The 12521-nt window shown below is 57.4% G+C and carries 10 protein-coding genes and 1 pseudogene; 8 read left to right on the top strand and 3 right to left on the bottom strand.

What is annotated here, in order from left to right:
- Nucleotides 1-207: hypothetical protein (locus tag A2I95_RS10530; RefSeq protein WP_291729711.1), on the top strand; the 207-nt coding region annotated here is incomplete at its 5' end.
- Nucleotides 208-771: 564 nt separating this feature from the next.
- Complete coding sequence (locus A2I95_RS10525; RefSeq protein WP_291729710.1) at nt 772-1440, top strand: hypothetical protein; 669 nt, start codon at nt 772-774, stop codon at nt 1438-1440.
- Here the strand turns inward: A2I95_RS10525 and A2I95_RS10520 are convergent.
- A complete protein-coding gene (locus A2I95_RS10520) occupies nt 1378-2115 on the bottom strand; it encodes a hypothetical protein (protein ID WP_291729709.1) in 738 nt (245 codons plus the stop codon). The two genes, A2I95_RS10525 and A2I95_RS10520, sit on opposite strands and share 63 nt — an antisense overlap.
- A 146-nt stretch (nt 2116-2261) precedes the next feature.
- Between A2I95_RS10520 and A2I95_RS10515 the strand changes: the two genes are divergently transcribed.
- The gene (locus A2I95_RS10515) at nt 2262-2603 is read left to right on the top strand and encodes a hypothetical protein (RefSeq protein ID WP_291729708.1); all 342 of its coding nucleotides are present in this window, start codon (nt 2262-2264) and stop codon (nt 2601-2603) included.
- Between the two features lie 630 nt (nt 2604-3233).
- Here the strand turns inward: A2I95_RS10515 and A2I95_RS10510 are convergent.
- Together A2I95_RS10510 and A2I95_RS10505 are read right to left on the bottom strand one after the other, a co-directional pair.
- Nucleotides 3234-4598 carry an NCS1 family transporter gene (locus A2I95_RS10510; RefSeq protein WP_291729707.1) on the bottom strand — a complete coding sequence of 455 codons (1365 nt, stop codon included), beginning with the start codon at nt 4596-4598 and terminating at the stop codon, nt 3234-3236.
- A gap of 22 nt (nt 4599-4620) precedes the next feature.
- Nucleotides 4621-5319 (bottom strand): aspartate/glutamate racemase family protein, encoded by a 699-nt coding sequence (locus A2I95_RS10505; RefSeq protein ID WP_291729706.1) that lies wholly within the window; start codon nt 5317-5319, stop codon nt 4621-4623.
- A 135-nt stretch (nt 5320-5454) separates the two neighbouring features.
- On the opposite strand from A2I95_RS10505, the gene A2I95_RS10500 reads away from it, so the two are divergent.
- The 5 genes and pseudogenes from A2I95_RS10500 (at nt 5455) to A2I95_RS10480 (ending at nt 12339) form a co-directional block, all read left to right on the top strand.
- Nucleotides 5455-6150 (top strand): GntR family transcriptional regulator, encoded by a 696-nt coding sequence (locus tag A2I95_RS10500; RefSeq protein WP_291729705.1) that lies wholly within the window; start codon nt 5455-5457, stop codon nt 6148-6150.
- A gap of 1415 nt (nt 6151-7565) precedes the next feature.
- Nucleotides 7566-8264: a hypothetical protein gene (locus A2I95_RS10495; protein WP_291729704.1), complete on the top strand. Its 699-nt coding sequence runs from the start codon at nt 7566-7568 to the stop codon at nt 8262-8264.
- 820 nt (nt 8265-9084) lie between these two features.
- A complete protein-coding gene (locus A2I95_RS10490) occupies nt 9085-9705 on the top strand; it encodes a recombinase family protein (RefSeq protein ID WP_291729703.1) in 621 nt (206 codons plus the stop codon).
- A gap of 14 nt (nt 9706-9719) precedes the next feature.
- Nucleotides 9720-11365: pseudogene (locus tag A2I95_RS10485) on the top strand (IS481 family transposase).
- Nucleotides 11365-12339 carry an AAA family ATPase gene (locus tag A2I95_RS10480; protein ID WP_291729702.1) on the top strand — a complete coding sequence of 325 codons (975 nt, stop codon included), beginning with the start codon at nt 11365-11367 and terminating at the stop codon, nt 12337-12339. Before A2I95_RS10485 ends, A2I95_RS10480 begins: the two are co-directional and overlap by 1 nt.
- Nucleotides 12340-12521: the final 182 nt, after the last annotated feature.

Here is a 12521-nt window from a genome sequence, read left to right as displayed (position 1 = left end):
TCAACCAAGAGCCAGGAAACTCCGGGAATGTCCGTGGCCCTAAGAGGCCGTAGAGCCGATTGGAACCTCGCTTGCGGAAATCATCAGGGCCAGTGGCAGACCGCCACGAAAACAGGCCGGACAGACGGCTGTGCTGACAAAAACGCCGCTGAAACCACCAAAAAATGTCTTGCAATGCAGGAGCCATCCACAGAGGGCATTCAATGACAACTTTTTCTCCCACAACTGGCCGGGCATTGTAGCCGCAACCCAAGGTCCGCAAAGGGCTCGAACCGCTTGTCCGTGCTCACCGCAGAGGACAGCGTTGTCGAGCCCCTATCGATCAATGCGGCACAACGCATGAATGGCGGCTCTGGAATACGGCACCAGCACCGGATTCGGCGGCAGTGGAACCCTTCGCTGTCATTGCCGTCCGGATTGGATACTGCAAGCGCATTGGGCCGCTCGTAGCTCCGGAGCGGCCGTTGACATGGGACCCCACACTAAAAATCCGCCTGTGCGAAATCTTTTGTCCATCACACCGAAAGCAGCCATCCAACCGCCTTGGCGCACCACGCCCAATGCTCCAGGTAGGCAACAAAAAACGTGCCGCCCTCCTGCAGGCGATCCAGAGCTTACACCGGCTTGGGGCGCATTGATTTCGCTCTGCTCACCTTGTCCTCAAAACCCCGGCGTTAAAATGAGTCATGTTCTGCCTCCCCAAAGAAGGGAATCCTTGTTCTGCCCGCTCGCCAAGCGGGTGAAAGTTCGACTTTTTAACAGGAGAAGATAATGGAACGTCAGAACATTCACACACATATGCAGGCTATTGAAGAGCGCTTCAAAGCTGACAACCTTACTCTTTACGTGTGTGAAAAACCGGATGAACTGCCAACCCTTCTGCGGGAGGTAGGAAAGAAGAAAGTGCATCCGATGTCAGAGACCAGCGAAGATGAACTGCTTTCAGGACGCGCACTTTGGCTATTTCTGAAGAAGGAAGGCCGGTGCATTATTTGCATTTCCGCCAAGCTGGTTGACCTTGGTGAGAAGGACTTCGGAAACTACTTCCGGAACCTCGCGGCCTCCAAGTACGTTGGCAGAGACAACGTCGTTGCTAGCGTGTCGCAGCCCTTGGTAGATGAACTAAGGGGCAGGCTAATCTACTTCGGCGGGATTGAGGTGGCGCCAGATGAAAGAGGCGGCATACGGCGGCTGGGAGATTTCGCTCAATATGTGAAGCTTCTTGCAGCAATGCGCTGGGATTTTGATTGGATGTACACGATCGTTGCCTACAAACATCGGCGCCTCGCTGACGATTATGGCTTCAACGGCAAATACCGGAACGCAATCCGCTGGGCGGAACCCGTCCCAGAGGGTTTGGCCAATGATCAGATGATTTTAGGCCTCAACGCTGTCCATTTTTCCCACATTGTCAGCAGTGTCGAGCCAGGTAATCTTTGAGAAAACTGCAGTGACCGGCTCTCCTTGAGTGTCGGTCACTCGCATTGTTACCTTACGGTAGCCGCCTCTTACCCTTTGCCCCTTAACGATGACATCAAGCACTTCATCTGTAACGATGTAGGGAACTTCCTCAAGCATTCTGTGTGAGTGCATTGCCCGCTCAAGGATCCTTTCCTCAAAACCGCCAACGATCCGATAAAAGTCGCGGTTTCCTGCCAGCATTAACCGCTCCGCAGTCGCGCTGCGTTTCCCAATCTGGATCGGGTGCATTATCCTGTCTGTGGGTTCTATGGGTTCATAGAGGTCAACTTGATCTTCGAACCACTCCCAGTTTTTCAGTTGCCGGCTTTCTTGCTGAAACCAGTCCAAAATGTGGTCTGTGGTCACGTTGAAACCTGCCCTGGCACAGGCCGCATGTTCCACGTTCGCCATCTCCGCCGCCCGCCATCGGTTCAAGCTTGCTGCGCTTGCGTGGGTTTCAGTCGGCAAATCGAAGAAAAACTGAATGGGTATGTGCAATCCGGCGGAAAGAAGAGCCAAGGTGGAAGCTGGAATCTCGCGACTGTTCCTCATTTGGCTTCTGAGAGTGCCGTAGTTCACTCCCGAAATTGTACAGGCCCTCTTCAACCGCACACCCGCGATCTTACAGGCAGCATCAATTCGATCAGCTATCATGATAGCTCCCCCAGAAAAGTTCACACATGTATCTTTTTACTCGAAAGGTTGACACAGGTAAAGCAGCTCAACAACATTAGAATGAAGTGACTAATTCGACAACAATCAATACGTGTGTCCAGTTTTGCGCATAGGATGAGTTCCATTTGAAACAGACAGATGCAAACCCATGGCACGCGGAAGGAAAGGAAAGCGCTCCAGACCTTCACGGCGCCGAGTTGGAGCTTTTGAATAAGGCGTGCAAGGTTTCCGGAAGAAGCCTCGCCTTTTGGGCTCGTTTAACGGAAGGGCTTGATGAAGATGCGCGTGCTTTGCTGGTTTCCAGGGCTCGCATGTTTGCATCAGAATTGCCCGCTTCGTCCGACGATCTGCCGCGAGATCAAAAGGAAGCAGTCACCTTACTATCCTTAGTTGGTTGGCGCGACCGGCGGATTTTTTTAAGAGCACTTCGAAGTCTAGTAGAGCTTCGCGCAGGGCGGAAAAACTAGTTTGAATTTTGCGTACAGCGGCGCAACTTGAAGCACGTGCTGCGCACACGCTAAAAGTCGGCAAGATCCCGCGCTGCGTAATTTCACGGCTTCAAAGTCGCTGCACCCTGCATGAATGGCCGCTATCTCCACTGCACCGCAGACGGTTTCTTTATGCCAGAGCAGAAAAATTCTTCCACTTTGCTTGTGCAGCACAATTTTGACATGTTCGGTGCGGGCTCGGAGCCCGGTTTCGCCGCATCGGGCACGAGTGGCCGGTGCGGGACAAACCGCCTTTCGCGGCGCCTGGCACGACCTCACGCAGAGCGGGGCTTCGCTGCCATTCGCCGCATTTCCGCGATCCTTGCTGCAATTGCGAGGGCATCAGAAGGTCGGGCGGTGAACAGACATTCCCTGCTGGTGTGAAATTGTCGACTGCTTGCTGGTGAGCGGCCCGCCGCCCAATGTAATTCGCATAAATCCTTAGGTACGGGCCGGGGAGCGGTATGACGCGCGATCCACTCACATTTTATTGGCTGCAGACAACCGCGAAAGCTGTCATTCGTAACAGCTTCTAGCCGAAATTTGTACAGTAACGAAAAGAGAGCCCCGCAAGCGGCGGGGCTTTCCATTAAGTGCAGTACCCTGTGGTCAGTCCAGGAACCGCTTTGCCGCCGGCATATATTGCATCAGCAGATAGTAGGAGATGCCGGCAGGCAACAGGCTGGCATACCAGGAGATGCTGGAGAAGATCAGCGCCGCCGCAACACCCAGACCCATGGCAATCACCGCGGCCCAGTTGACGCCCTGATAGGGGCCGTTCTCGTCATATAGCTTGTCCAGGTCCAGCTCCTGCTTGCGCAGCACGAAGTAGTCCACCACCAGAATTGCAAAGATCGGGCCGAGGAAGGCGGAATAGGTCTGAATGAACAGGCTGAGACCAGCTGCGGATTCATCCTTGACCAGCTCCCACGGGAAGGTGGCAAAGGCCAGCAGGCCCACGATCACGGCAGAGGTCTTGAAGTTGATCTTGAAGATATCCATTAGAGCATAGGCCGGCGGCACCACATTGTTCAGGATGTTGGTGGTGACTTGGGCAAAGGCGATGAACAGCAGGGTGATGACCAGCAGCGGCTTGTTGTCGACAGCGCTGGAGAACACCTTGATCGGGTCCACTTCGCCAGTCGCGCCGGAGACCATCAGGCCGATCAAACCCATGAACAGCGTCGCGGGCAGGATCGAATTGGCATAGATTGCCACCTGGCGGAAAGGGCCGACATTGCGGTGCAGTTCGCGTGAATAATCCGACACGTTCAGCATCATGGTGCTGTAGATGCCGAGGAACAGCATGGTGGCTCCCCAGAAGGGTGCGCCCCAGGTGCCTTCGACATTGACTAGATTGGCGGAGATTTCCTCGCCGTATTTGCTGATCACGCTGAAGAACATGTAGACCAGCGAGCCGATGATGAAGACCGAGCCGATGTTCTCCAGCCATTTGATGCCGTGGAACCCCAGCACCGACAGGCCGATCTGCAATAGCTGGAAGCCGATGAAGAACACCACGATGTTGTCATAGCCGAACATCGTATCGGAAACGAGGTTCAGCGCCCCGGCGCCGATCCAGCTTTGGAAGCCAAACCAGACGATGGCAGGCACCGAGCGCACCAGAGCCGGCAGCCGTGTGCCGGCAAAGCCGAAAGCGGAGCGTGCCTGCACCATGAAGGGAATGCCGTATTTGTGGCCTGCCTGGCCATTGATCATCAGCGCTGCACCGATCACGCCGCAGCCGATGGCAATCGCCACAAAGGTCTGCAGCAAGTTCAGCGTGCCCACCAGGCCGGAGCCGATGGTGAAGGTGCCGATCGACACACAGCCGCCCAGCCAGGCAAACAAATATGACCACGGATCCATAATCCGGGTTTGCTGCGGTGCAAGGCTCTCCTCCCCGATCCCCTTGCCGCTGTGGTCCTCAATGCCGCCGGTGGCGGCGGCTTCCAGTTCTGCGTTCATGGTCATGTTGTCCTCCCTGACGATACCATTATTTCGTGTTGGGGCGTGCGTAGCCGTTGATCTTGCTGGTCTTCAGGCCGCAGCCTGCCAGTGCCTCGATCATCCGCGTTGCCACGCTGACCCCGTCGATAACGGGAATGCCTGTCTCGGCGCTGAGCCAGGCGGTGAGATCGGCCATGCCTGCACAGCCCAGAACCACCGCTTCGCAATGGTCTTCCTCGATGGCGCGCAGGATTTCGGCGCGGATCTTTTGGCGCGCGTCTGACCCTTCCTCCTCCAGCGCCAGCACCGGGATCGCGGCCGAGCGCACCCGGCGGCACTGATGGCTGAGGCCGTAGCCGTGGATCAGATGCTCGATCACCGGGACAGAGCGCGGCAGCGTGGTCACCACCGAAAAGGAAGTCGCCAGCATGCTCGCCGCCTTCACCGCCGCTTCGCAGATGCCGAGCACCGGGCCGGTGGCCAGCTCGCGGCATGCGCCGATGCCGGGGTCGTCGAAACAGGCGACGACGATGCCGTCCACGCCCTGTTCCTCTCCCGCAGCGACCTGGGCCAGCAGGCCGGGCAGCGACATCGCTTCGTCGAAATGGCCTTCTATGCTGGCTGGGGCGCCTTCTGCGGTCGCGCCCAGGATGGTGACGCCGGGGCTGGCGGCGGCTTCTGCGGCCTCGGCGATCTTCCCCGTCATCGACGCGGTCGAGTTGGGATTGACGACCAGAATTTTCATGCGCTCCTCCTTTGTTATCACAAATTGTTAACAATAAATGATAACAAGTCAAGCCAGCCTGTTCTGAGGCGCCATTGCAAAGCGGCTCGGCGGTCCTTAAGTTGCCCCGGTGCAAGAAAAACTTTTCAGGGCCCGATGAAGGATTCTCCCGAAGATCTGATCGTGAACGCGATTCTCGACGCGATTGCCGAACAGCGCCTGCCAGCCGGCACCAAGCTGGGCGAACAGGCGCTGAGCGATCTGTTCGGCTGCAACCGCGCCAATGTGCGCCGGGCGCTGGCGTCGCTCGCCGCGCAGCAGGTGGTGGAACTGCGCCCCAACCGAGGCGCCTTTGTGATGACGCCTTCTCCGAAGGAGGCGCGCGACATCTTCCAGGCGCGCCGGGCAATTGAAGGCACCATCGCCCGGCATGCCTCCGGCCAGGCGTCAGCGGACGACATCGCCTTTCTGCGGGACAACATTCTTGAGGAAGCCAAGGCGCATAAATCGGGCGACAAACCGGGTGAGTTGCGCGCTTCGCGGCAGTTTCACATGCGGATTGCGCAGATAGCGGGCAATCTGGTGCTGGAGCGGTTCCTGTCGGAAATGACCATGCGCAGCACGCTTATTCTGGGGCTTTATTCTTCCTCCGGCAACTCCTCCTGCGCTGAGGATGAGCATGACCGGATCGTCGATGCGCTGGAGGCGGGCAGCACCGATGAGCTGGTCCGGCTGGCGGATGAGCACCTGCGCCATCTTGAGGAAGGGCTGAATTTCGATGAGCCACCTACCGCCCCGATGAGCCTGAAAGAACAGCTGATGGCGCCGCGCAAAACGCCTCCGTCCGAGTAGTGCAGACATTGCTTCAAGGTCTGTCGCCGGACAGGGGGGGCCTTCAGCGTCAATGCAGTCTATCATTTTCCTGATCTGAAGGAGCCGGTCACGGTCGCGAGCTTCACGGATGGGCGAAATGAGGGCGTTGCTGAGTTCGCTGCCGTTGAATGCGCCGGTCAGAACTGACCGCGTAGCAGTCTTGCTGTAGTTGAGCGTTGAAGGTCCGCTTGGCTCCGTTCGCGACCCGCTGCACATGCGAAAGGCCGCGAGATGGCCGACGGCGGCTCAGGGCTCGGACCGCCCGTCTGCGCTCTCAGCAGCGGACGGAAGGGCCAGCCCAAAGTTGACACCCTATTCGTTCGCTTTGTACCCTCTTGTGATGTCAGCTCAGCAGCTCTTCTCGCTACGGAAACTCGCCGCTCTTTGCCTCTTTACGGCGGCTTTGCTGGTTGGCGTCAAAGCCCATGCGCAGGTCTATAAGTCGGATGGCAGTCCAGTCTTGGCCGGAGCGAAATCAGTGCCGAGGGGCATCAACCTGTGCAATGACTACGCTTCGAAACGAGACTATTCTGGAGCGCCCTACCGTGTCGTTGAGCCGGATCGGATCGTGACACGTCACGAGGGGATAGATTTTTGTGCGCGCGCCGGAACACCCGTGATTGCCCCGGTTGGCGGCAGGATCAGATCGGCGATCAAAGATCATCCGTTGCGGGGAGGGGCAGATTTTAATCAAGACAGGTTTCCGGATCAATACAGGGCAAGGCGGGAGCAAGCCCGTCTACATCGGGTTGGTCCATATCACACCGCTCGACAGTCTGCGCTCGGGCAGTCGGGTGAAACCGGGTCAAGTGATCGGACATGTGCGCAAGGCGGGGCTGGTCGAGATCGGTTCGCGCCCGCATGTGCATTTCACGGCGCGAATTTGCGACACAACTCATAAATGTCATTTCGATCCCAACCTGCTTTGGAAGGATGGGCCCGGCAAAGTGTCGTGTTTTGAGGCAGGGCAGGCCGTGCCGAAAGGACGGATCGTAGCACCCGTCGTGTGTCAGTGACGAGCGTCAGTCCCAGCTCAAATCAATGCTGACCGAAATTCGACCGTCTTCCGCTATGTTCAGTGGCACATAGTTTCGCAATTGCAGCGAAAAGCATGTTTGTCCGCGTCTTACGCGTTCGATCACAGCGCAGCGAAAGAGTGCTCCCTCAGACCGGTCGTTCGTATATCGCACGGCGAAAGTGCCGGAAAAGCTCAATTTTCTGTATTCTGCGGAAATGACGAAAGCCGACTACCACGTCTGTGCCGACCGAAATTCCATCGGCACATGTTTGGTGCGCTTCGTTGCGATGTTCTCCAACTCGTGAGCGCTATTCCTTGGACCCAACCAGCGCATGCGACTAGCATGGGAAACCACACAGCACGAAGGGAGACACACATGTCGAAGTTCACCAACAGAACAGCCGCTCATGGGGTTGCTGCGCTCGTAATCTGCTGCTTCGCGGCGACCGCCCAGGCGCAATCGGGAAGCCAGGAAATGTCTTTCTTCGTCACAAGTGTGGGCAAGGGGGACGGCGCCAATCTAGGCGGCCTCGATGGCGCAGACGCTCATTGCAATGCGCTTGCTTCGGCGGCGGGAGCTTCCAAAACCTTTGCGGCCTATCTGAGCACCTCCATGACCATTGATCGCGGCACCGACCCAATGACAATTACCAATGGCACTTCCGCGCGCGACAGGATCGGATCGGGCCCTTGGTACAATGCCAAGGGTGAGCTCATCGCCAACGATATCGACGACCTACACAGTGATAGCGTGAACATTAATCTACAGACCGCGCTCGACGAAATCGGTAACCCTGTCAACGGGCGTGGCAGCCAGCCGAACAAACACGACATTCTGACCGGTTCCGATTCTGCCGGACACTTCTCGACGGCAGGTGGCGATACTACATGCAGCAACTGGACTTCGAATGGCGAAGATGGCTCTGCAATTGTCGGGCACCATGACCGTGTAGGTCTCAACGATGCCCGAAATATGATGTCCTGGAACTCATCGCACGGCTCGCGCGGATGCGGAGAGGAGCATCTGCCGCGTTCCGGCGGGGCAGGTCTATTTTACTGCTTCGCAACGGACTAATCAGCCAGCCTTGGTGCGCGCCACCCATATTGCGCCTGGTATTCCCCAGGTCAATATTTAGGGCCGCGTACTGGAATTGGTCTGTGGACGGAAAATGTCCATTGCCGCTTCGTTGCGCGTCTTGATTGTCGAAACGGATCGCAGCGAATAGGCGGTTTGAAATCCGGCGAGATTAACACTGGTGAACAACCGGTTCGGTGAAATCCTCTGCCCCGCCGCAAATGCCCTGCTGCAAGCGCGATGGTTTTCTGCATCAGAAAATGCGGCGCGGGCAAAAGGCGGGTCTGTCCGGCGTCTTGATGCTTGATCCTGGTTGCAGCGAAGGGGCGGTTTCTGGTCTGTGTTCGACCTGACTTTGAATGACTGGTATGGCGACATCGGCTGCAATGCTGCGACGAGCATGCGGCAACTGCGAACGGATGCTGCGTCAGCAACAGCTGCATTTGCAAAAGGCGGTTGGTCCCGCGATCTGTGAATTCCCCGTGCCAACATCGCTGCACGCCGCCTGAATGGCCGGTTCTCTGGTTACTTGGCAGCGGCGGGTTTTCGGCATGTGCAGCATTTCTGGTGCTGCGAGCGCGCGCGGCGAGAAAATCCAAGGTTCAGATTGGGCTCGATCCGGGATTTCGCCGCGCGGTGCTTGAAGGTCCGCTGCAGCTGACAACTACTTTTCGGTTTAGAAACCACAAGGAAAACGGACGTTTTTCTTGTGGTCTGATTGAGGGTCGGGCAGCTCCTTGCTCATTGCCAGAAAAACCGTTGCGGAAATCATAGTGAGGTTGCAGGCTGCGTCTTATCTATTCTGGCGGGGCGAGTTGCCATGCTCATCGGCTATGCACGGGTGTCGAAAGCGGACGGGAGCCAGCTTCTCGATCTGCAACGCGATGCGCTGATTGAGGCTGGTGTCGGTCTTGACCGTATCTATGAGGATAGAGCGTCCGGGCGGAAGGATCATCGGCCAGGGCTTGATGCCTGCATGAAAGCCCTTCAGCCCGGCAACTCCCTGGTCATCTGGAAGCTGGATCGCCTTGGGCGCGATCTCCGCCATCTTGTCGCAACAGTTGATGATCTGCGCGAACGCGGCGTTGGGCTGCGTGTGTTGTCCGGTGCAGGGGCCGAGATCGATACGGCTACAGCCAATGGCCGGCTTGTGTTCGGAATATTCGCTAGCCTCGCTGAATTCGAACGGGAGCTCATCGCCGAACGAACCCGCGCCGGGCTGGCTGCAGCTCGGGCACGGGGCCGGAAAGGCGGACGTCCTCGTAAGATGGATGTGACAATGCTGCGGATGGCAATGAAAGCCATGGCGGATCGTGAGGCCAATGCCTCCGATCTCGCGAAGCGGCTCGGGATCACCACAACGACGCTTTATGAATATGTGAACGGCGACGGAACCGCGAAAGCAGCCGGTCAGAAACTGCTGGACAGAGATCCGGCATGAGCAAGGAGAGCGGCATTCCAGCTGAAGCGCTGCTTGATCTGCGCCGGAGACTCGATGACCTGTCACCCCGTGATCCGGGGCGGCGGGTTTTGATCGAAGGCATAGCCAGCCTCTATGGCGTCTCTCGCGCCACAGTATATCGCGCTTTGTCAGGGCAACTGCGGCCCAAGGGCCTGCGTCGTGTTGACCGGGGGGAGCCGAGGGCCATCCCTCGCGCTGAACTGGAGCGATACTGTGAGATCATCGCGGCCATGAAGATCCGCACGTCGAACAAGAAAGGACGCCGGCTTTCTACGGTTCGGGTTATTGAGTTGCTGGAAGATCATGGCGTTGAAACCCCTGAAGGATTGGTCCAGGCTCCCAAAGGGCAACTGAACAAGGCCACTGTTAATCGGTATCTTCGTCTTTGGGGATACGATCATGCCCGGATGACCAGGGCACCGGCCGCTGTCAGATTTGAAGCGCGAACATCCAATGCCCTTTGGCAGTTCGATATCAGCCCATCGGACCTGAAGCAGATCGAGCAGCCGTCCTGGATAGATCCAAACCGCAAGGGCCTGCCTGTGCCCATGCTGTTCAGCGTTGTCGATGATCGTTCCGACGCTTCCTTTCAGGAATACCGCTGCGTCTATGGCGAGGATGTCGAGAGCGGGCTGCGGTTTATCTTCAATGCCATGGCACCGAAGGAAGGTGACGGAACCGCACTCCAAGGCATCCCTGATGCGATCATATGGATAATGGGCCGATTGCGAAGAGTGGTATCTTTCATGCCGTCATGGAGCGGCTTGGCGTGCGCGTCATGACCCATGAGCCAGCAGGCAGCGATGGCCGCCGCACAACGGCGCGCTCAAAAGGTAAAGTTGAGCGTCCCTTCCGCACCGTGAAAGAGGCGCATGAGACGCTGTACCATTTCCACAAGCCCGAAACCGAGGCGGAAGCCAATGCCTGGCTTGCTCGCTTCATCGATCAGTATAATGCCCAGCCTCATCGTCGTGAGCCCCACAGCCGGATCGAAGATTGGGTGAAGAACCTGCCATCAACAGGTATCCGGCAGATGTGTTCTTGGGAGCGGTTCTGTACTTTCGCCCGCGAACCTGAAACCCGTAAGGTCGCCGGCGACGCCCGCATTCGCGTCGATGGGGCGTTCTACGAGGTCGACCCTGATCTGGCTGGCGAGACCGTCACCCTTTGGTGGGGTCTGTTTGATCACGAACTGTTTATTGAGTGGAGCGACCAGCGCTTTGGCCCCTATCGCCCGTCAGGCGGGCCAATTCCTTTGCATCGCTACCGGAAACCGAAAAAGACCCAGACACAAGTGCGGGCCGACAGGATCGGAGATCTTGCGCAGAAGATCTCTGTACCGAGATCGGCGCTAAGCGGATTGGATTCGAGCCTGGCCAAGGTTGCGGATGTATTGCCGTTTGCCAGCCAGCCCTTTGTTGATCCGGACCCCTATGGGGAGTTCACTTACAGCAGCCGGCTGGATGCGCTACGCGGGGTCTCTGATCTGCTCCATAAACCATTGGCACGTTTGACGGATGAGGACCTCATTTTCGTCAACGAACTTGTCGACCGCACGCTCGACAAGGGGGCAATCAAACAGGAGATCACCGCCCGGTTCTCACCGAAGCGACCGGCCGCTGAAGAGGAGAACGAATAATGCTGAATGCCGAGATGATGACACGGTATGGGCTGATCAAGGATTGGCGGGCTGCTGGGTTTTATGAAACCGAGAACCATCGCCAGATCGCACACGCTGTCCGGGCCGGTATTGGGACGGGGCGACTGATCGCTGTCACAGGCCCTGTCGGCATTGGCAAGACCGTGTTTCTTCATCGTTTGCAGGATGAGATTGCCAGCGAGAAGAAAGTCACCGTTGCCGAGAGCCTTTCGGTGGATAAAGCCCGCACAACCGTACCGACCCTGATCTCGGCATTATTCTATGACCTGTCGCGTCAAAAGGAACCTAAAATCCCAACGCAGGGCGAAAAACGGGAGCGGGAACTTCAGAAATTGGTCGCCCGCTCCGGTAAACCCGTCGCGCTGTTCGTGGATGAGGCCCACGACCTGCACGGGAAGACACTGATCGGGTTGAAATGCCTGATGGAAGTGATCGCCCGCGGAGGCGGCAATCTATCCGTGGTTCTGGTAGGCCACCCAAAGCTGCGAAACGACCTGCGCCGCCCGACGATGGAAGAAATCGGCCACCGCACCGACATTCTGCCATTTGAAGGATTGGGCGAAGATGCCCGAGGCTATCTCGACTGGTTGCTGGATCAGTGTACCGAGGATGACACGCAACTCGATGAGGTTATCGAACCGGCTGCGCTGGATCTGCTGGCCGAACGCCTGACCACACCCTTGCAGATTGCTGAGTATCTGAACCGGGCGTTGGAGGCCGGGTTCCGCACCGGTCAGAAACCGATCACTTCAAACATCGTTTCTGCAACCCTGGCACCAGACTTCGACGACCTGGAGCCTCGCCTTACCCGGCAGGGCTATTCCGTGAAGGTGCTGGCCGATCAATTCCAGTCCAAGCCAGCCGAGATCAAACGTTTCCTGTGTGGTCAGCTCGAACCCGCGCGGACACGAGAATTGGCAGACCGGATGCGGATGGCAGGGCTATCCCTGTGAACGAGAGCAGACAATCTCACCCCAACGATCCCAGTCTCAGCAATGTGAGCCTGTCTCAATTATTCTGAGCCCAGTCGCAAGTAATGTGATCCCGAACCGACTTACAGTCTCAGATAATCTGAGCCGAAATCGCGGATAATCTCGCGCCCAAACCCGGATAATCTCAAGCCGCTACAGCTATC

This window comes from Leisingera sp. F5, from assembly GCF_001593695.1.
The sequence above is the reverse complement of the archived record's forward strand: the minus strand, read 5'-3'. Positions and strand labels throughout refer to the sequence as shown.